This window comes from Acidovorax sp. NN32, from assembly GCF_057597245.1.
This window is the reverse complement of the sequence record NZ_CP199679.1, coordinates 4,151,219-4,170,313: the sequence shown is the minus strand read 5'-3', so window position 1 is coordinate 4,170,313 and position 19,095 is coordinate 4,151,219. Positions and strand designations below refer to the sequence as shown.

General features: G+C 66.9%; 16 protein-coding genes. 2 read left to right on the top strand and 14 right to left on the bottom strand.

What is annotated here, in order from left to right; genetic code table 11:
• Positions 1 to 2,646: a circularly permuted type 2 ATP-grasp protein gene (locus ACT89O_RS19155; RefSeq protein ID WP_487260879.1), complete on the bottom strand. Its 2,646-nt coding sequence runs from the start codon at positions 2,644 to 2,646 to the stop codon at positions 1 to 3.
• Between the two features lie 160 nt (positions 2,647 to 2,806).
• Positions 2,807 to 6,304, bottom strand: a complete 3,498-nt coding sequence (locus tag ACT89O_RS19150; protein ID WP_487260878.1) for a transglutaminase family protein — start codon at positions 6,302 to 6,304, stop codon at positions 2,807 to 2,809.
• A 159-nt stretch (positions 6,305 to 6,463) separates the two neighbouring features.
• On the opposite strand from ACT89O_RS19150, the gene ACT89O_RS19145 reads away from it, so the two are divergent.
• Entirely contained in the window at positions 6,464 to 7,186 is a 723-nt protein-coding gene (locus tag ACT89O_RS19145) for an alpha/beta fold hydrolase (RefSeq protein ID WP_121505597.1), read from the top strand.
• Positions 7,187 to 7,357: 171 nt separating this feature from the next.
• On the opposite strand, the gene ACT89O_RS19140 is transcribed toward ACT89O_RS19145, so the two are convergent.
• The 11 genes from ACT89O_RS19140 to ACT89O_RS19090 all read right to left on the bottom strand — a co-directional run bounded on the left by ACT89O_RS19140 (position 7,358) and on the right by ACT89O_RS19090 (position 16,823).
• On the bottom strand, positions 7,358 to 8,743 hold the full coding sequence (locus ACT89O_RS19140) for an FAD-binding oxidoreductase (RefSeq protein ID WP_228896474.1): 1,386 nt from the start codon (positions 8,741 to 8,743) through the stop codon (positions 7,358 to 7,360).
• Between the two features lie 101 nt (positions 8,744 to 8,844).
• Positions 8,845 to 9,765, bottom strand: coding sequence for an ABC transporter permease (locus ACT89O_RS19135; protein WP_370641382.1), 921 nt, complete (start codon positions 9,763 to 9,765; stop codon positions 8,845 to 8,847).
• Entirely contained in the window at positions 9,762 to 10,562 is an 801-nt protein-coding gene (locus tag ACT89O_RS19130; RefSeq protein ID WP_306554739.1) for an ABC transporter ATP-binding protein, read from the bottom strand. Before ACT89O_RS19130 ends, ACT89O_RS19135 begins: the two co-directional genes overlap by 4 nt.
• 112 nt (positions 10,563 to 10,674) lie before the next feature.
• Positions 10,675 to 11,673 (bottom strand): ABC transporter substrate-binding protein, encoded by a 999-nt coding sequence (locus tag ACT89O_RS19125; protein ID WP_228896478.1) that lies wholly within the window; start codon positions 11,671 to 11,673, stop codon positions 10,675 to 10,677.
• A gap of 75 nt (positions 11,674 to 11,748) precedes the next feature.
• Positions 11,749 to 12,612 carry a creatininase family protein gene (locus ACT89O_RS19120; RefSeq protein ID WP_487260877.1) on the bottom strand — a complete coding sequence of 288 codons (864 nt, stop codon included), beginning with the start codon at positions 12,610 to 12,612 and terminating at the stop codon, positions 11,749 to 11,751.
• Between the two features lie 29 nt (positions 12,613 to 12,641).
• Positions 12,642 to 13,118 carry a RidA family protein gene (locus ACT89O_RS19115; protein WP_218300429.1) on the bottom strand — a complete coding sequence of 159 codons (477 nt, stop codon included), beginning with the start codon at positions 13,116 to 13,118 and terminating at the stop codon, positions 12,642 to 12,644.
• Positions 13,115 to 14,434, bottom strand: coding sequence for an amidohydrolase family protein (locus tag ACT89O_RS19110; protein ID WP_487260876.1), 1,320 nt, complete (start codon positions 14,432 to 14,434; stop codon positions 13,115 to 13,117). The genes ACT89O_RS19115 and ACT89O_RS19110 overlap by 4 nt, the downstream gene beginning before the upstream one ends.
• Positions 14,435 to 14,457: 23 nt before the next feature.
• Complete coding sequence (locus tag ACT89O_RS19105; protein ID WP_056641493.1) at positions 14,458 to 15,045, bottom strand: NAD(P)H-dependent oxidoreductase; 588 nt, start codon at positions 15,043 to 15,045, stop codon at positions 14,458 to 14,460.
• Between the two features lie 32 nt (positions 15,046 to 15,077).
• Positions 15,078 to 15,371 (bottom strand): 2Fe-2S iron-sulfur cluster-binding protein, encoded by a 294-nt coding sequence (locus ACT89O_RS19100; protein ID WP_121505603.1) that lies wholly within the window; start codon positions 15,369 to 15,371, stop codon positions 15,078 to 15,080.
• A 189-nt stretch (positions 15,372 to 15,560) separates the two neighbouring features.
• Positions 15,561 to 16,217 (bottom strand): TetR family transcriptional regulator C-terminal domain-containing protein, encoded by a 657-nt coding sequence (locus tag ACT89O_RS19095; protein WP_487260875.1) that lies wholly within the window; start codon positions 16,215 to 16,217, stop codon positions 15,561 to 15,563.
• Between the two features lie 78 nt (positions 16,218 to 16,295).
• Positions 16,296 to 16,823, bottom strand: a complete 528-nt coding sequence (locus ACT89O_RS19090; protein WP_487260874.1) for a nucleoside deaminase — start codon at positions 16,821 to 16,823, stop codon at positions 16,296 to 16,298.
• A 435-nt stretch (positions 16,824 to 17,258) separates the two neighbouring features.
• Between ACT89O_RS19090 and ACT89O_RS19085 the strand changes: the two genes are divergently transcribed.
• A complete protein-coding gene (locus ACT89O_RS19085) occupies positions 17,259 to 18,257 on the top strand; it encodes an isopenicillin N synthase family dioxygenase (RefSeq protein WP_487260873.1) in 999 nt (332 codons plus the stop codon).
• Between the two features lie 30 nt (positions 18,258 to 18,287).
• Here the strand turns inward: ACT89O_RS19085 and otnI are convergent, their stop codons facing one another.
• A complete protein-coding gene (gene otnI / locus ACT89O_RS19080) occupies positions 18,288 to 19,085 on the bottom strand; it encodes a 2-oxo-tetronate isomerase (protein ID WP_487260872.1) in 798 nt (265 codons plus the stop codon).
• Positions 19,086 to 19,095: the final 10 nt, after the last annotated feature.

The following is a 19,095-nucleotide window of genomic DNA, read 5'->3' as shown; positions in this document are numbered from 1 at the left end:
TCAAGCTCCTACGCTGTGCCGAAGTGCATCCGCCGAATGCGTGAAGTAGCGCGTGGCCAGCACATCCGACAAGCCCATCACGCCCCGCACACACCGGCCCAGATATTCCTCCAGCGCGGCATGGCGCCCCTCGGCATCCTGTGCGCACAGCGCCACCAGCGAGAGGTCGGACGCTTCGGGGATGCCCGTGGCGGCGGATTCGCCGGGCGTGCCCGCGGCCGCTTCGATCTTGGCAATGCGCCCGCGCAGCGTCTGTGCCACCCAGGCCAGCGAGCGGGGGTTGTCGCGGTCGATCACCAGCAGGTCCAGCAGGGCGGGCATGTCGCGCCGCTGCTGGTACTGCGCGTGGAAGGTGATGGTGCTGTCAAACAGCGCCACCATGGCCTCGAAGCCGCCTTCATCGTGCACGGCGCCGGTCTGCAGGCCGCTTTCCAGCGCCGAGGCCAGAAAGCCCAGGCGCTCCAGATGGCGCCCGATGGACAGCAGGCGCCAGCCGTCGTCGCGGGTCATGCGGTCGGTCTGCTGGCCCGTCATGGCTGCGGTGTGGCCGCTCAGCCCTTCCAGCTGGCGCAGCGCGTCCAGCGGCGAATAGTCGCCGTCGTCTTCGGCCCCTGTGCGGGGCGCAAAAAACTCCGCCTCGGCGCGCACGATGAGGTTCCATTGTTCCTGCGACAGGCGGTCGCGCACGGCCGAGGCTGCACCCAGAATGCCGCGCAGGTTGTAGCCCACGCTGGTCACCTGCGCGGGCTGCGTCAGCCCGGCGATCAGCGAGCGCTCAAACACGCGCCGTGCTTGCCCGGCCGCAGGCACGGTCGGCAGCACCAGCCCCTGGCTCACGCCCATGGCGCTCAGCCAGGTCAGCAGCGGCTGCGAGGTCTGGTCCTCCCCATTGAGGCATTGCAGCGTGATGCGCGCCAGGCGCGTGACGTTCTCGGTGCGCTCGGTGTAGCGGCCCAGCCAGAACAGGTTTTCGGCCGCGCGGCTGGTCACCTGGCGGCTGCGGTGCACCACGGCGGGCGCGGCCTGGTTGTGGGCCAGCAGCGTGGTGGTGTCCACGGGGCCATCGGTCTGCACCCACACATCGGCACTGCTGCCGCCGCGCTGCATCGACGTGATGCCGCTGTCGCCCTGGGCCAGGCGGGCCAGCCCGCCCGGCAACACGCGCCACGAGCCGGGGCCGTCGCACACCGCAAACACGCGCAGCATCACCGAGCGGGGGGCGATGGGGCCGCTGTCCTGGCCCGCACCCTCAGCGGCTTCACTGCGCCAGGTGGGCATTTGCGACAGCGGCAGGTGGGCCTGCACGGTGTATTCATCGCCCTGCGCTTCGATGCGAGCGGACCACTGCGCCAGGTCTTGCGCCGGCAGCGCACCGCCCAGCACGGGCACGCGCTGCGCCATGGGCCAGGTGGGGCGGATCACGCTGTGCGCGAGCTGCGGCAGCACCGCCTGCATGGCCGAGCGCTCGCCACACCACCAGGTGGGCAGCGACGGCAGGGCCAGCTCTTCGCCCAGCAGGTGGCGCGACAGGGCAGGCATGAAGCCCAGCAGCGCCGACGATTCGAGGAACGCCGAGCCCGGCGCATTGGCCACCAGCACGTTGCCCGCGCGGATGGCCTGCAGCAGGCCAGGCACGCCCAGGCGCGAGTCGCTGCGCAGCTCCAGTGGGTCCAGAAACTCGTCGTCCAGGCGCTTGAGGATGCCGTGCACCGGCTGCAGGCCGTGCAGCGTCTTGAGGTACAGGCGCGCGTCGCGCACGGTGAGGTCGTTGCCTTCGACCAGCGTGAGGCCCAGGTAGCGCGCCAGGTAGGCGTGCTCGAAGTAGGTCTCGTTGTACGGGCCGGGTGTGAGCAGCACGATGCGTGCATCCGCTCCCGCAGGGCTCATCTGCCGCAGCCCGTCGAGCAGCGCGCGGTAGGTGGCGGCCAAGCGCTGCACATGCATCTGGCTGAACGCCTCGGGGAACAGGCGCGAGATGAGCAGCCGGTTCTCCAGTAAATACCCCAGGCCTGAGGGCGCCTGCGTGCGCTGCGTCACCACCCACCAGTCGCCCTGCGCATCGCGCGCCATGTCGAACGCCGCGATGTGCAAATGGGTGCCGCCCACGGGCTGCACGCCATGCATGGCGCGCAGGTAGCCCGGGTGGCCCTGCACCAGCGCGCTGGGCAGCAGGCCTTTGCGCAGCAGCTCCTGCGGGCCATACACGTCGGCCATCACGCGGTTGAGCAGGCGCGCGCGTTGCAGCACGCCGCGCTCGATGTGTGCCCAGTCGCCCTGCGAGAGGATCAGCGGAAACAGGTCCACCGACCAGGGCCGCTGCGGGCCGTCGGCGTCGGCATAGACGTTGTAGGTGATGCCGTTGTCGCGCACCTGGCGCTGCAGGCTCTGCATGCGCCGGTCCAGGTCCTGGAAGCCCTCGGGCCCTAATTGATCAAAGAATTGGCCCCAGGCGCTAGTGATATCTGGCTTGTTTGCTATTGATTTGGGAGTGGTTGATGCAGTGGCAGCGCCGGGGGCGTCCGCCACGCTGGCACCCCGCAACTCGTCAAAATGCCCGGCCGCCGCAGCAGGCGCCAGTGCAGCCGCCAACTGGGCTGCGCTGTCAGAAGGGTCGGGGGTGGGGAGGCTGTCGTTGAGGTGGTTCACTGCGCTCGATTTTCGGGCATTTGGTCGACAACACTCTGCGGGTAACCCGCACCGTCGAAACTGGCGGGGCCGATGCCAGAGACGCCAAGCAAGGGCCGCCCTGCAGCAAGGGCGTCGTCCCCCTGGGCGGAAGGCGCGCAGCGACTCAAGGGGGGCTTCTCTACCTCCGCATCTTTCGCCGCAGATCCAGTGTGAACGGAAACTCCCGGCTGCCCGGCAGTTCAATCGTCGCAGGCGGCACCGCCAGCTTGCCCGGCGTGTGGCCCATGCGCGAGAAGCGCGCCAGGCGGCGGCTTTCGGCCTCGTACGCGTTGACCGGGAAGGTGTCGTAATTGCGCCCGCCCGGGTGCGCCACGTGGTACTGGCAGCCGCCCAGCGAGCGGTTCATCCAGGTGTCCACGATGTCGAACGTGAGTGGCGCATGGGCGCCAATGGTCGGGTGCAGGGCCGAGGGCGGGTTCCAGGCCTTGTAGCGCACACCGGCCACAAACTCGCCGGTGGTGCCGGTGCTTTGCAGCGGCAGCGGCTGGCCGTTGACGGTGACCACATGGCGGCTTTCGTTCATGCCCGTCACGCGCACCTCGATGCGCTCCAGCGACGAGTCCACATAGCGCACGGTGCCCCCGGCGGAGCCTTCCTCGCCCATCACATGCCAGGGCTCCAGCGCGTTGCGCAGGGTCAGCTCCACACCCATCGATTGGACGGTGCCGACCATGGGGAAGCGGAACTCGAACTGCGGTGCAAACCAGGCCGCGTCAAACGCGTAGCCTGCGGCGTTCATCTCGGCCACCACGTCGTGCATGTCCTGCTGGATGAAGGTGGGCAGCATCCAGCGGTCGTGCAGCTCGGTGCCCCAGCGGGCGGCGGGCGCGCGGTAGGGCGCCTTCCAGAAGCGGGCGATCAGGGCGCGCAGCAGCAGCTGCTGCACCACGCTCATGTGGGCGTGGGGCGGCATCTCGAACGCGCGCAACTCCAGCAGGCCCAGCCGGCCGGTGCTGCTGTCGGGCGAGAACATCTTGTCGATGGAAAACTCGCTGCGGTGCGTGTTGCCCGTCACGTCCACCAGGATGTTGCGCAGTGTGCGATCCACCAGCCAGGGCGGCATGTCCTGGCCATAGGTTGCGCGGTTGGTTTCGATCTCGCGCAGTGCAATCTCCAGCTCATACAGCTGGTCGTTGCGCGCCTCGTCCACGCGCGGCGACTGGCTGGTGGGGCCGATGAACAGGCCGCTGAACAGGTAGCTCAGGCTGGGGTGGTTGTGCCAGTACAGCAGCAGGCTGGCCAGCAACTCGGGCTTGCGCAAGAACGGCGAGTCGGCCGGTGTGGCGCCGCCCATCACAAAGTGGTTGCCGCCACCGGTGCCGGTGTGGCGCCCATCGGTCATGAACTTCTCGGCCGACAGGCGCGTCTCCCACGCGGCCTGGTACAAAAACTCGGTGTGCTGCACCAGCTCCTTCCAGTGGCTGGCGGGGTGGATGTTCACCTCGATCACGCCCGGGTCGGGCGTGACCGCCAGCACCTTCAGGCGTGCGTCGCGCGGGGGCGGGTAGCCTTCGAGCACGATCTTCATGCCCAGCTCTTCGGCCGTGGCTTCGATGGCGGCCAGCAGGTCCAGATAATCATGGAGGCGCGACAGCGGCGGCATGAAGACATAGAGCACGCCGTACTTTTCGCCCACCTTCTCGGCCTTGGGGCCGCTGGCGCGGCGCGGGTCGCGCACCTCCACGCACAGGGCGGTGCGTGACAGGCCTGCGGCCGACTGGAACTTGCCCGGGGGCTGCACGCCCGCATGGGGGTCGGGCTGCCCTGCCTGGCGCGCGTGGTCGCCGCCCGCAGTGCCTTGCGCCATGCGGCGTGCCTCGCCCGGTGCGGTGGCGCCTGCCAGGTAGGGCAGGTCGCGGTCGCCAGTGACCGGGCCTGCTGGCACGGAATATCGCGCCCGCAGCGTGGTGGCAGCGGCGAGCGGGCTCTGGGGCGCGGTCGGGTCTTGCGGGATCAGGTGCTCGGTGTCCGATGCCTTCACCCAGGGCAGGGCGTCCAGCGGCAGGCGGTAGCCCATGGGCGAATCGCCGGGGATGAGCAGCATGCGGTCGTCGCGGAAGAACCACGGCCCGGTACTCCACACGCTGCCCGCCAGCGTGCCCGCGCCTTCGCCTGCCTGCAGCGGCAGCACATAGCCCACCACGCTGTCGAGCTTTTGCTCGAACACGCGGCGCAGGCGTGCGCGCTCCAGCTCATCGTCCAGGCGCGCATCAAACGGGTCCACATTGACCGGCAGGCGCCGCTCGCGCCACAGGTAGTAGAAGGTGTCTTCGTAACCGGGCTGGATGTAGCGGTCCGTCACGCCCAGCTTGCGCGTGAGGTGGCGCACAAAACGCTCGGCGTCGGCGCTGGTGTAGTGCGAGGGGTTGCGTTCGTCAGCAAAAAGCGCGGGGTTCTGCCACGCGGGCTGGCCGTCGGCGCGCCAGCAGATGGACAGCGCCCAGCGCGGCAGCTGCTCACCCGGGTACCACTTGCCCTGGCCAAAGTGCAGGAAGCCGCCCTGTCCATATTCGGCACGCAGCTTGTGCGTGAGTTCGGTGGCAAAGCCGCGTTTGGTGGGGCCCAGCGCGTCGGTGTTCCACTCGGGCGCGTCGCGGTCGCCCACGGCCACAAAGGTGGGCTCGCCGCCCATCGTCAGCCGCACGTCGCCCGCCACCAGGTCGGCGTCCACCTGCTCGCCCAGCGCCAGCACGGCCTGCCACTGGTCTTCGGTGTAGGGCTTGGTCACGCGGGGCGATTCAAAGATGCGCGTCACGCGCATCTCGTGGCTGAACTCCACCTCGGCCTTGTCCACACCGCCTTCAATCGGCGCGGCGCCCGAGGGCTGGGGTGTGCAAGCGAGCGGGATGTGGCCCTCGCCCGCCATCAGGCCGCTGGTGGCATCCAGGCCGATCCAGCCTGCGCCGGGCAGGTAGACCTCGCACCAGGCGTGCAGGTCGGTGAAGTCGTGGTCGGTGCCGCTGGGGCCATCGAGCGCCTTCACGTCGGGCGTGAGCTGGATCAGGTAGCCCGACACAAACCGCGCCGCCAGGCCCAGGTGGCGCAGCAGCTGCACCAGCAGCCAGCCCGAGTCGCGGCACGAGCCACTGGCTTTTTGCAGCGTTTCCTCGGGTGTCTGCACGCCGGGTTCCATGCGGATCAGGTAGCGGATGTCTTGCGATACCTGCTGGTTGAGCTTGACCAGGAAATCGATGGTGCGCTGCTTGCTGCGGTCCACCTTGTCCAGATAGGCCTGCACCAGCGGTGTCATCGGGTCGGTAGCCAGGTAGGGCGCCAGCTCCTGCTGCACATCGCTGCTGTAGTTGAACGGGATGTTCTCGGCCTCGGGCTCCAGGAAGAAGTCGAAGGGGTTGTACACCGCCATTTCCACCACCAGGTCCACCGTGACCTTGAACTCGCGCGTCTTCTCGGGGAAGACCAGCCGCGCCTGGTAGTTGGCAAACGGGTCCTGCTGCCAGTTGATGAAGTGCTGCGCGGGCTCGACCTTGAGCGAGTACGAAATCACATTGCTGCGACAGTGGGGCGCGGGCCGCAATCGGATGGTCTGTGGCCCGAGGCCTACCAGCCGGTCGTATTGGTAATGCGTGACGTGGTGGAGCGCGGCGTGGATGGGCATATGCAGGCCATGCTAGCAAGTCCCGAGCCATCGCGGGCAACTATTCCGGGGGCGGTGACAAGCGGTCATCGGCTGTTCACAATGTGCGGTCCGTACCCCGCTGCCGGGGCCGCCTGTTTTTCTGACTGCGCACCAACTTGGTGATGCCCTGATTCACCCATGTCCCAATCCCCCCAACTGCTGCTCCTCCCCGGCCTGGCCGCCGATGAACGCATGTGGCGCGGCGTGCTGCCGCTGCTGCCCGCCGCGCTGCGCCCCGAGGTCGCCACCGCCCACCAGGATGTGAACCTGCACCGCATCGAAGACTTTGCCGCACGCCTGCTGGCACAACACGCGGGGCCACTGGTGCTGGCCGGTGCGTCGATGGGCGGCATGATCGCCATGGAAGCCGCGCGCCAGGCGCCGCAGCGTGTGGCAGGGCTGGCGCTGCTGGGCACCACCGCGCGGCCCGAGACGCCGGATATGCGGGCGCTGCGCGAAGCCGCTATCGAACTCTTTGAACAAGGCCGCCTGCGCGAAGTGATCGAGCCCAACGTGGCCTTTGCCTTTCATCCTGACAACGCCACGCGGCCTGAGCTGGTGCAGGCCTATCTCGACTTTGTGCTGGACGCAGGCGCCTCCCACCTGGTTCGCCAGAACCGCGCCGTCATCCATCGGCCCGATGCCCGCCAGCACCTGCCCGGCGTGGCCTGCCCGGTGCTGGTGGTATGCGGCGAGGCTGACCAGCTCACGCCGCCCGAATGTTCGGCTGAGATTGCGGCGCTGGTGCCCGGTGCTGAGCACCACCTCTTGCCGGACAGCGGCCACATGCTGACCATGGAGCAACCTGAAACGGTGACACGGCTGCTGGTGCAGTGGTTGGCGCGCAGCGGATGGATCTGACCTGAGCTTCCTTCCTCTCGCCTTGTGGACGAGGGCGCAGTGGTGGGCGGGATGGACTTAGAGCGGCTCAAAAAACTCAGCGAAGCGGCCATCCCTAGGCGTTCGGCCTCAGGCCGTACAAGGAGTACGGCAAGGTGGGACAACGACGCCAGGGAAGTTTGTGAGGCGCTCTCAGGCAGTTTGTCGCGCTGGCTTTGTCTCGGGCGCCAGTTGTGTTTCCGCATACCAGCTGCGCAGTTTGCCGGGGTTGAGCAGGCCCTGCGGGTCGAAGCGGCGCTTCATGCCCACCACGGCCGGGTCCAGGTGGTTCTGCTTGCCGTCTTCTACGATGTACACGTGCGGGTTGTTGATCTGCACGCCGTGGTCGCGGTAGATCTGCATGATCTGGTTCAGGCGTTCTTCGGTGGTGTAGCGGATGATCTGCAGGCCGCTGCAGTTGAAGGCGCCTTCCTTGGTGCGCAAGAACTCCAGGTGCATCATGACCTCGCCCTTCAGCGCTGCCTCCAGCGCCTTCACCTGCTTGAGGCGGTGCATGGGGTTGAAGCCGCTCTGGATGTAAGTCAGGCCCTTGTCCACCTTGAGGGCGTGCAGGGTGGTGTGGTTCCAGGTGTATTCGAGCAGCGTCTTGTGGCTGCCGGCCACTTCGTCGGCGGTCTTGCGGTAGGTAATCTGGCCGCCGTGCTGAGCCACCATATCGCGCATGCCGGCTTCGGAGTGCGGGGCTACCAGCATCAGCACCGCGTGCTGGTCGGCGGGCAAGTGCTCGGCCAGGCTGGTGAAGTATTGCGGGATGGGTGCGGCCAGAAAACACACCTCTTTTTTCTCCAGCCCGGGGGCGCTGCCAAAGCGGTCGGCAAATTCCAGCGCGTCGTCAAACTTGTCGAAGGTAGCGATGCATTCGGTCCACTCCACGGCAGGGGCCAGGGCTACTTCCAGCTCCAGCACGATGCCGTTGGTGCCGTAGGTGTGGTGCAGCAGCATGGCTTCGGGGCCGTGCAGTTCGATGATCTGCGGTTCGGGCTCCACCGTCATCGCACGCACGGCCAGCACGTTGCCAGGCGCGGCCAGCGGGCCGTGGTTGATGGAGCCTGCCCCCCCAAAGCCGCCGCCAAACAGCCCGCCCAGCGTGGCGCTGCGGTAGGTGCTGGGCAGCCAGCGCAGCTCTTGCCCATGGGGCTTGGCCTGCGCATCAAAGTCTGCCAGCCGGATGCCCGACTGCGCGCGGCCCACACCGCCGCGCACCCAGCCAAATGCGTTGTAGCCCGACAGGTCCAGGATCACGCCGCCGTGCAGTGGCGTGCTCTGGCCGTAGTTGCCGGTGCCGCTACCGCGCACGGTGAGGGGAATGCCCGCACTGGCGCAGGCGGCCACCACCTGCCGGATTTCTGCTTCGGTGCGCGGGCGCACGGCGATGTCGCCGCGCTTGCCCGCCAGGTCGCGTTTGAGCACGGGGCTGAACCAGGCAAAGTCCTGTGAGAGGCGGCCCACGCGCAGCGGGTCAGCAATCCAGTCGAGGTCGGGCAGCAGGTCGGGCAGTTGATGGGCGGTGGTGGTCATGTCGGTATCTCCTTGGCCGCTGGTGGCCGTTTTGGGCAAAAGGAAGCCCTTGCCGCGCGCCAGTGGCTGCGCGCAGTGTGTTGGCGATGGGGTTGAAAGGGCTAGTCGTGCGACGTTTCGCTGGCGTGCCAGCCGCCCAGGGCGACACGGGTGAGCCAGGCCATCAGCACGAACAAGGCGACGCCAGTGAGCGAAATCAGCAGCAGTGCAGCAAACATGCGCGGGATGTTGAGCTGAAAGCCGGCCTGCAGAATCTGGTACGCCAGCCCCGCACCCTGGCCCCCGGTGCCCGCCACAAACTCCGCCACCACGGCGCCGATGAGCGCCAGGCCGCTGGAAATGCGCAGCCCGCCAAAAAAGTAGGGCAGCGCGCTCGGGATGCGCAGGCGCAGCAGCGTCTGCAGCCGCGTGGCGCGGTTGAGCTGGAAGTAGCTTTGCAGGTCAGGCTCCACGCTGCGCAAACCCAGCGTGGTGTTGCTGATGATGGGGAACAGGGCGACCAGTGCGGCGCAGATCACCATGGACGCGGTCGGGTCCTTCACCCAGATGATGATGAGCGGCGCCACGGCCACGATGGGCGTGACCTGCAGCAGCACGGCGTAGGGGAAGAGCGCGGTCTCGATGCGTTTGCTCTGCACAAACAGGAACGAGATGAGCACACCCGCCACGGTGGCCACCACAAAGGCCAGCACCGTGATCTTGACGGTGACCCACAGCGAGCCGCCCAGGGCGGCCCAGTCGGTGAACAGCGTCTTCATCATCAGGATGGGCGAGGGCACCAGGTAGGGTGGCAGCTCCATGGCCGTGACCAGCCCCTGCCACAGCGCGATCAGCACCAGGCCGACCAGCACGGGGTAGACCACGCGCTGCACGCGGGGTTGGGCCATGAGCGGCGGGCGTTTGGGTGTGGCCTTGGCGGCAGGTTTGGCAGCGACTGGTGCAGGCGCTGAGCGCGGGGCGGCTGCGGGGTGGGCGGTGACCACGGGCGACGCCATCGGTGCGGAAGGGAAGGGGGTGCTCATGCCACGGTCTCCTCGGTGTCCACGCTGGCGCGCAGCAGGCTGTCCTGCAGCAGCTTGGCGTAGCGGCTGAATTCGGGCGACACCATGAAGTCGGCCGTGCGGGGGTAGGGCGCGTCGATGCGGAACTCTTCGACCACGCGGCCCGGGCGCGCGGCCATCATGACCACGCGGCTGGAGAGGAACACCGCCTCGTGGATCGAGTGCGTCACAAAGATCACGGTGAGCTTCTTCTTGCGCCACAGATCCAGCAGGTCGGCGTCGAGCTTGTGGCGCGTGATTTCGTCCAGTGCTCCAAAGGGCTCGTCCATCAGCAGCAGGTCAGGCTGGGTGACCAGGCCGCGCGCAATCGACACGCGCATCTGCATGCCGCCCGACAGCGCACGGGGCAGGGCGTTGGCAAACTTTGACAACCCCACCAGCGCCAGCGCTTCGGTCACGCGCGCATCGGCCTCGGCGCGGGGCACGCCCGCCAGGTCGAGCGGCAGGCGCACATTGGTCTGCACACTGGCCCAGGGCATGAGCGTGGGCGACTGGAAGACAAACGCCATCTTCTTGCCGCTCTCTTCCAGCTGCGCCACGGGCTTGCGCCACAGGTGCAGGCGGCCGTCGGTGGGCTCCAGCAGGCCTGCCACCATTTTCAGCAGCGTGCTCTTGCCGCAGCCCGAGGGGCCCAGCAGGGTGACGAACTCGCCTTCCTCAATGGTCAGGTCCACCGGCAGCAGGGCCTGGGTGCCATTGGGGTAGGTTTTTTCGGCCGAGAGCACCTCCACGGCGGGTGTGGAATAGGTGGCTGGCATCGGGGTGTGCACCAGCGGCGGAGAGTCAGCGGGGGATGTCATGGTCGCCTTTCGATGGATGCGGCCGGGCGGGCAAAGGGTCGCACCGGCCGCTGTTTCAGGGCTGTCAGGCTCAGGGCAGAACCTTGAGGTCTTTGACGAACGAAGTTGTGTAGGTCTCGGCCAGCTTCACCTTGGCAGGGTCGATGAGCTTGGCGTCCACCAGGAAGTCGTAGCTGGCCTTGGCGCGTGCGTCGGTCATGATGCCGATGCCCATGGTGGCCGCGTCACCCCCGGTGGCCATGCCCATTTCCTTGAGTTTGGCCACGCTGTAGGCGAGCTGCTCGTCGGTCATGTTGGGGTTGTCCTTCTTGATGAGCGCGTTGGCGGGTGCGGGGTCGGCCAGGTAGCTCTTCCAGCCTTCCATCGATGCCTTCACGAACGAGGCCACGGCGGCGCCGCGGTCCTTCACCGTCTTTTCCATGCACGAGATGGTGGTGGCGTACGCTGGGTAGCCCTGGTCGCTGAACATCAGCGTATTGGCCTTGACGCCCGCCTTGGCAATCGCAAACGGCTCGGATGTCAGGTAGCCCTGCTGCGCGGTGTTCTTGTCGGCCACGAAGGGCTGGATGTTGAAGGTGTAGGGGCGCGTCTGCGAGTCGGTGAAGCCGTACTTGGCCTTGAGCCAGGGCCAGTAGCCGCGCTGGGCCGACGATGCGATCAGGATGGTTTTGCCCTTGAGGTCTTCGAATTTCTTCACGTCCTCGTGCGCGATGAGCACCTGCGGGTCCTTCTGGAACACGGCCGCCACGTTGACCACGGGCACGCCGCCTTCACGCATCTGGATCATCTGCAGGTCGCTCGACCCCATCACGCATTCGGCCTGGCCGGCGGCCATCATCTGCACGATGTTGACCTGCGGGCCGCCCATCTTGATGGTCACATCCAGCCCGTACTTTTTGTACAGGCCCGTGGCCACCGCCTGGTAGAAGCCGCCATGCTCGGCCTGCGCGTACCAGTTGGTCATGTAGGTGAACTTTTCCTGCGCGTGGGCCTGCATGGTGCCGACGGCACCAACAGCGAGCAGCGCGGCTGCACCAAGTTTGGAAAGGCGGGAGGCGGTCTTCATCATGGTGGTACTCCGGTAGGGTGGTGGAGGTGGAACGAAGGGGAAGGCGAAAAGGTTTTGCGGTGGCGTTCGCAGGTTTCAGGCCAGTGCGCTGGAGTGCTCCACGTGGCCGGTGTGATTGGCGCGGCCCCAGGTGGGCTCTGGGCGTGGCGCCCACTGCAACCGATGCAGCTCGGTAATGGCGGCGGCCCAGCTCACGGCCAGCGAGTCGAGGATGGCGTGCCCCTGTTCGGCCGTGGCGGGCAGCGGGTCGCCAATGATTCCGCTGGGGCCGAAGTCGCGCGCACTCCAGGCGCAGGCCGGGCGGCCGTCGGGTGAGAGCAGGGGCGAATCAAAAACGGGCGGGTAGTTGACTACCGCACGCTCCATGTGCACGGTGTCGGGGGCCAGCGCCAGCATCAACGCGGTCTCGGCGTGGCCTGCGTGCATCGCCAGCTTCTTTTCGGTGTCGGACAGGTACTTGCCCGCCACATGCGGCACACGCCAGGTGAAGCTGGGCACCACGATGAAGTCGCCATGGCGCAGGCGCAGCTCGCGCGCGCACATCTCCATCACCTGCGGCTGACCGCCGTGGCCGTTGACGAACAGCAGCTTGCGAAAGCCTGCGCGGTACACCGATTCGCCCACCTCGTTCATGGTAGCCAGCAGGGTCTCGCCGCTCAGCGTGACGGTGCCGGGGAAGTGCAGGTGCTCTTCGGACTTGCCGTAGGTGATGGGGGCCATCGCAAACGCAAGCACATCGGCCGGCAGGCGGGCCAGTGCATGGCCCACCACCCCCGCGCTGATCACCGTGTCCACCGCACACGGCAGGTGCGGGCCATGCTGCTCTGTGGCGCCCGTGGGCAGCACGATGACGGTGTTTTCCTTGTCTGGCAGGTCGGCGATCTCGGTCCAGCTCAGGTAAGGCAGGTAGCGGTGGGGCGGGTTGTAGCCGTGCAGCATGGGTGGTTCTTTCGTGAAGGAAGCTGTTGTCAGCGCAAAGGGAGGTAGGCCGTGGCCTCCACCTCGATGAGGATGTCGGGCGTGGGCAACATGCCGCTCACTTCCACCACGGTGGATGCAGGGGGCTCGCCGGGGAAGAACAGCTTGCGCACGCGGCTGTACTGCGGGAAGTGGTCCAGGTTCTTGAAGTACTGCACCAGCTTGAACACGTCGGACATCTGGCCGCCCGCCGCTTCAATGGTCTGGCGAATGCGGTCCAGCACATACCAGCTCTGCGCGAGGATGGGGCCCTCCTTGATGTCGCTGCTGAACTCGCCCGTGCGGCCAATCAACGTGGCGGCCTCATGCGGGATGTCGTCGTAGCCACGCACGATGCGGCTGGCGGCAGGGTCCACGGCAATGATCCCGCTCAGGTAGATGAAGTCGCCTGCGCGGCGCCACGCGGCGTAGCGGGCCAGGGGCTGGGCGATACCTGGCGCAGGTACGGGCGCAGATGTGGGGCTCATGCGAGGCTCCTTGCGGATTGGGTGGTTGGCACATGCCAGGCAGCCGGTGCATGCCCGCTGGCGACGCGGCCCTGGCGCAGCACCACACGGCTTTGTGCGCGCGATGGAAAGCCCCAGTGGTCGGCCTGCGTGAAGACCAGCAGGTCAGCCACCGTGCCAGGCTGCAGCGGCAGCGCCGTGGTGCCAGTGCGGCCGGTGCGCAGCCAGTCGGTGCGGCACAGCGATTCGCTCCATTGGTCGAAAGGTGCATCCAGCTGCGCAGCCAGCACGCCCGTGGCCAGGGCTTCCAGCGGGTCAAAGCTGCCCACGGGGCAGAACGGGTCTTGCACGTTGTCGCTGGCGACCAGCACCGGGATGCCACGTGCACGGGCTTCCTTCACCAGCGTCAGGCCACGCTGGCGCGGCGTGCGGCCGGTGGTGGCGTCCTGCAGCAGCAGGTTGGTGATGGGCAGCGTGACCAGCGTGATCGGGCTTTGTGCCACCGCGTCGAGCGTTGCGAGGGCGGTGGCCTCGTCCTGTGCGGCCAGGGCGCAGGTGTGGCCGCAGACCACATGGCCGTCGAAACCCAGCTCCTTGAGCAGTGCGGCCGTGGTCGCCAAGCCCCGGGCGCCTGGGTGCAGTTCTTCGTCCACATGCAGGTCCACGTTCAGCCCGTGGTGTTGTGCGGCTTCAAACAGGTGGCGCAGCGCCTGCGGGTCCCAGTTGGTGGAATGCACAAAGCCGCCCAGTAGTGCGCCAGGGCCGCTGGCGGCCACGGTGGCGGCCAGCCGCATCGCGGCGCTGCGGTCCGCATACAGGTGCAAGGGGATCAGGCTCACGCGCTCCAGCGTGATGCGGTCGGCCCAGTCGTGGGCCAGTGCGCGCAACACGTTCCAGGCCAGTGGCTGCGCGTCGGGCTCCCACCAGTCGCAGTGGGTGCGCAGGTGCACGGTGCCTGCGTCGTAGGCCCATTGCAGCGCGCGGCTGGCGCGGGCGTGGATGTCTGCTTCGGTCCAGCTTTGGCGGTCCACCATCATGGCCTCGATGGCGCCCAGCAGGCCGGGTTTGACTTCTCCCATGCGCGGTAGGGTGAAGGCCTTGTCCAGGTGGGTGTGCGCATCGACCAGGCCGGGCAGCACCAGCGCGCCTGCCACGTCCCACACAGCGCCGTGTAGCGCAGGCTGGGTGCCGTGGGGCAGCACTTGCAAGATGCGGCCCTGGGCCAGGCGCAGATCGGCCAGTGCGGGCTGGTGGCCCTGCTGCGGCCACGCGGAGGGCAGCAGCCAGCGCGGCAGCCGGGCGCGCAGGATGTGGTCGGGGGTGTTGGATGCGTGCATGCCGTGGCCCTTAGAACGTTGTCTTATGCAAAGCGCGCCATCGCCTGGCCCACGCGGGCCTTGAAGGCCGCCAGCCGGGGCGGTGTGGCCACGTTCATGTGGTAATAGGCGTGGTAGTCCACCCGCGCCTTGCCGCCCGTGAGCAGGCGCATGTAGCGGGTGATGGACTTGCGCGGCGGGTCGCCCATGAACAGGGCCGTCCAGCGCGGGCGGCCGTAGGTGACCACTGCCGAGATGCGCTGGATGTGCGTGAGCGAGGGCTTGACGTTGTGCGGATCGCTGATGTCAAAGGCCACGCCGGGCATGAGCACGCGGTCGAAAAATCCCTTGAGCATCGCCGGCATGCCAAAGCACCAGGTGGGAAAGCAGAACACCACGGCTTCGGCCCAGAGCAGGCGGTCCACATAGCCCTGCACGGGCAACTGGTTGCTGGGCACCTCGTGGTAGCCCAGGCGCTCTTCGCGTGTCATCACGGGGTTGAAGCCCTCGGCGTACAGGTCGCAGTCGTCAACCTCGTGGCCCGCGCCGCGCAGCTGCTGCACCACCTCGGTGTGCAGGGCTGCGTTGTAGCTGGTCTCTACCGGGTGGCAATAGATCACGAGGATGCGCATGGCGGGGGTCCTTCGGGTTGTGGGGGATGGGCCTAGAGGTCCAGCGTCAGCGTGGCGCTGTGGCTGCGTGCGCAGCACACGGCGACGTGGGTGGCATGCTCTGCAGTGCTCAGGCAGCTGTCGCGGTGGTCGGGCTCGCCGTCCAGCCAGCGGGTCACGCAGGTGCCGCACACGCCCTGCTCGCACAGGGTTTCGAGCGGCACGCCAGCGAGCTGCAGCACGTCGGCCATGCTCTCGCCGGAGGCAACGGGCAAGCGCATATGGCTGCGCTGCAGGATCAGCTCGAACGTGTGTTCTGTGCGGGCGGTGTCAGGGGCTGTCTGCATTGTTTGACCATGTGATTTGATCGATTGGTCAAACTATTGCAAAGGCTGTGCCAGCCACAAAAAGCGGTCAAACGTCTCTGTGGTGGATCAACGCGGCCTGAAAGCGGCTTTTGACGCCGCGCGCTGGTGCAAATTTCCCGGGACTCGTCCCTCGGGCACCCGAGGGATGCCCAGAATGGGGCGGGGGCCTTAGTCTGGTGCGAGGCCGCAGCCCAGCAGCACAAAGCTGGTGAGTTCACGCACGATGGGCTCGCGGTCGATGGGCTCGTCGGGCGCCAGGCCCAGCATGATGTGCACCTGCACGCCGTAGTCGGCGTAGTGCTGCGTCATGCCCCAGATCTGCATGAGCAGCAGCGTGGGATTCACGGCGCGCATGCGGCCCTCGGTAATCCAGCGGTTGATCAGGTCCACCTTCTGCTGGGTGGACTTGACGGCCACGGGCCAGTATTTGCCCAGGTTGCGCCCACCGCCCAGCACCTCGGTGGTGAAGATGCGCGAAAGCCCCGGGTTGTCCAGCGCGTAGTCGAGCTTCTTGCGCACGTAGCTGCTCAGCACCTTCTTGGGGTCGTCGCTGTTGCTGTCAAAAATGAAGGCGCCCGACCAGCCGTTGAGCACCGAGTACAGCAGCTCTTCATACAGCTCTTCCTTGCTGCTGATGTAGTAGTGCAGCTGGGGCTTGGTCAGGCCCGCGCGCTCGGCAATGGCCTTGGTGGATGCCCCTTTGAACCCATGGCGGCTGAACTCGGCAACCGCCGCCTCGCGGATGGCGGTGAGGATGCGCTCGCGCCCTTGTTTGGCGCGGCCCAGGAGTGCGCCTGAGGCGACATCGGTTTCGGTTTCAGTCATGGACGGGCGGGGTGCGGGATGCGCGGCTTGCAAGAGACAACAGGTAGAAGATAGCGATTTTGCGCGCTACTGCTCGCTTCACGCTTTCCAGAAGCCGATGTGGGGAACGCTGGCCTCCTCGATCAGCGCGGGGCCAATGCACTCGATGGGATGGGGCGATGCTGCGAACACATCGCGGCAGGACAGCTCTGCATCGCGTTGTTCCGCTCGCTCGCCGCGATAGACCCGCAGGCGAACGGCGTCAATGCCAAACACCACGCGACCGATGCCAGACCAGAAAATTGCGCCTGCGCACATCACGCAGGGCTCGGCCGACGAGTACAGCGTGGCCTTGGCCAGTGCATCGCGGCCCACGCGGGGGCTGAGCTGGCGCACGGCGTTGGTTTCGGCATGGCCCGTGCAGTCGCCGGTTTCGGTGGTGTTGCAGTAGGCCTCGGCAAGCAGTTCGCCGCCTGCGCCCACCACCACGGCGCCAAATGGACGATTGCCGCGCGCTCGTGCCGTGCATGACCAGACGATGGCCTGGCGCAGGTAGGTGCCGTCGGTGTCGTTGATGGACGTGGGGTCGTCAAAACTGGCAGGGCGTGCAGACATGAGCGCGTGCATGGGGTGTCTCCGTCGATGGTGGGTTGGTGGCTGTCGTTGTGCAACGCCAGGCCGTCTGCACGCCCGCCGTTGTGGTGCGGGGCGCTATGCATTTGGCATGCCAATCACAATCAGTGACATGTGTGCATGGCTTTCGGCGCGCTGTACACAAGCGCTCTGACTTTGCGCGGGCACAAACGCAAGGCGTTGTGGGCATTCTTCTTGCATCGCCATTGGCAAGAGTAGAAGCGTTCACTGCGTTGCCCCCTGTGCAGTCCTGCACGACGCGATGCCAGTCGGAAATTGCTCTTGAAGCCCGCTGTGCGCACAGCGGTGTGCGCTTGCACACCGGGGCTTCAAGGGTTGAACGGACGGCCGCAGCAGGTGGTGCCAGACGCTCTTGAAGCACCCAGCGGGAGGGCCTTTCTTCCTTCCACTTGTCTTCAGGAGAACTGCATGACCACCACCACCGCCACCTACGACCTCGCCGAGCTGCAAAAAGAAACGCGCATGGGCGCGATGGGCTCGGAAACCGCGAGCCGCGAGATCCGCCGCATCGACCTCAGCCACTTTGCTCAGCGCAAGACCGAGATTGCCAACCAGCTGTGGGACGCCGCAGTCGATGTCGGCTTTTTCCAGATCGTGAATCACGGCATTGACCTGGTCGAGGTGCACAACGCCTTCGCGATGACCGAGCGCTTCTTTGCGCTGCCGGATGCCGTGAAGGCGCAGTACCCGCTCAAGAAGGCGCTCAACGTGGGCTGGGAGAGTCGCGCGCAGGTGCGCCCCTCCACCGGCACACCGGACCAGAAGGAGTCGTACCAGATCACCCGCCCGCACATGGCGGGCCTCTGGCCCACTGACGAGGAGCTGGCGGGCTTTCAATCCACCATGCTGAACTTTGAGGGCCAGTGCTGGCAGGTGGCCATGCAGGTGCTGTCGTGTTTTGCGTGGAAGCTGGGGTTTGACGAGGCCTTCTTTGCCCGCGCGCACGACCCTGCACAGGCCAGCTACCAAAGCACCTTGCGCCTGCTGCACTACTTTGCGACCCTGCCCGAGCAACAAGCCAGCCTGGGCCTGTGGCGCGCCGGGGCGCATACCGACTTTGATTGCCTGACCCTGCTCTTTCAGCGCCAGGGCCAGGGCGGCCTGCAGGTATGCCCGGGCAAGGAAATGGACACCCAGGCCTGGACCTCGGTGGAGCCCGACGAGCAGGCCATCACCTGCAATATCGGCGACATGCTGATGCGCTGGAGCGACGACCAACTGCCCAGCAACTTCCACCGTGTGAAGAACCCGCTGCCGGGCGAGTACATGGGCCCGCGCTACAGCATTGCCTTCTTTGCCCAGGCCAACCGCGACGCCATCATCGCGGGGCCCGGCAAGAAGTACCCGGCGATTGCCGCGGGCGACTACCTGAACCAGCGGGTGGCGGCGAACTTCAAGGCGTATTGATGGCGCGTAGGCTGCCGGTAGCCGTGCGGCTTACAGCCAGGGCTGGAGCCAGCCTAGCCCGTCGGATGTGGCATGGGGCGCCGCGCCGCGCGCCGGGCGGTACTCGCAGCCAATCCAGCCGTCGTAGCCTAGGCTGTCCAGCAGCTTGAACAAATAGGTGTAGTTCAGCTCGCCCACATCGGGCTCGTGGCGCTCGGGCACACCGGCAATCTGGAAGTGGCCGACGTTGCCGGTGGGCAGGTATTGGAGCACCTTCATGGCCAGGTCGCCTTCCACGATCTGGCAGTGGTACAGGTCCATCTGCACCTTGACGTTGGCGGCGCCGATCTCGGCGATCAGCGTGTGGGCCTGGTCCTGGCGGCTCAGGAAGAAGCCGGGCATGTCGCGGCCGTTGATGGGCTCCAGCAGGATCTGGATGCCGTGCGGCGCGGCTTGCTCAGCCGCGTAGCGCACGTTGGCGATGTAGGTGGCGCGCACGGCAGCCGCATCGGTCCCTTGGGGCACCAGCCCGGCCATCACGTGGATGCGGGGGCATTGCAGGGCATGGGCATAGCCGATGGCTTTGGCAATGCCCTCGCGGAATTCGGCCTCACGCCCGGGCAGGCAGGCCAGCCCGCGCTCGCCCGCATCCCAGTTGCCGGGCGGGGCGTTGAACAGCACCTGCTGCAGGCCGTTGGCCTGCAGGCGCGCGGCCAGTTCTTGCGCCGGGTAGGCGTAAGGGAAGAGGTATTCCACCGCCTTGAAGCCATCGCGGGCAGCGGCGGCAAAACGGTCGAGAAAGTCCACGTCGTTGTAGAGCATGGACAGATTGGCGGCAAAGCGGGGCATGAAATGTTCC

Bases quoted from the DNA above. Each gene is read 5' to 3' on its own strand.
- ACT89O_RS19145 (WP_121505597.1), top strand. From the start codon at position 6,464: ATGTCCCAATCCCCCCAACTGCTGCTCCTCCCCGGCCTGGCCGCCGAT.
- ACT89O_RS19125 (WP_228896478.1), bottom strand. From the start codon at position 11,673: ATGATGAAGACCGCCTCCCGCCTTTCCAAACTTGGTGCAGCCGCGCTG.
- ACT89O_RS19095 (WP_487260875.1), bottom strand. From the start codon at position 16,217: ATGACTGAAACCGAAACCGATGTCGCCTCAGGCGCACTCCTGGGCCGC.
- ACT89O_RS19085 (WP_487260873.1), top strand. From the start codon at position 17,259: ATGACCACCACCACCGCCACCTACGACCTCGCCGAGCTGCAAAAAGAA.
- ACT89O_RS19120 (WP_487260877.1), bottom strand. From the start codon at position 12,612: ATGCTGCACGGCTACAACCCGCCCCACCGCTACCTGCCTTACCTGAGC.
- ACT89O_RS19140 (WP_228896474.1), bottom strand. From the start codon at position 8,743: ATGACCACCACCGCCCATCAACTGCCCGACCTGCTGCCCGACCTCGAC.
- ACT89O_RS19115 (WP_218300429.1), bottom strand. From the start codon at position 13,118: ATGAGCCCCACATCTGCGCCCGTACCTGCGCCAGGTATCGCCCAGCCC.
- ACT89O_RS19135 (WP_370641382.1), bottom strand. From the start codon at position 9,765: ATGAGCACCCCCTTCCCTTCCGCACCGATGGCGTCGCCCGTGGTCACC.
- otnI (WP_487260872.1), bottom strand. From the start codon at position 19,085: ATGCCCCGCTTTGCCGCCAATCTGTCCATGCTCTACAACGACGTGGAC.
- ACT89O_RS19150 (WP_487260878.1), bottom strand. From the start codon at position 6,304: ATGCCCATCCACGCCGCGCTCCACCACGTCACGCATTACCAATACGAC.
- ACT89O_RS19130 (WP_306554739.1), bottom strand. From the start codon at position 10,562: ATGCCAGCCACCTATTCCACACCCGCCGTGGAGGTGCTCTCGGCCGAA.
- ACT89O_RS19090 (WP_487260874.1), bottom strand. From the start codon at position 16,823: ATGCACGCGCTCATGTCTGCACGCCCTGCCAGTTTTGACGACCCCACG.
- ACT89O_RS19100 (WP_121505603.1), bottom strand. From the start codon at position 15,371: ATGCAGACAGCCCCTGACACCGCCCGCACAGAACACACGTTCGAGCTG.
- ACT89O_RS19105 (WP_056641493.1), bottom strand. From the start codon at position 15,045: ATGCGCATCCTCGTGATCTATTGCCACCCGGTAGAGACCAGCTACAAC.
- ACT89O_RS19110 (WP_487260876.1), bottom strand. From the start codon at position 14,434: ATGCACGCATCCAACACCCCCGACCACATCCTGCGCGCCCGGCTGCCG.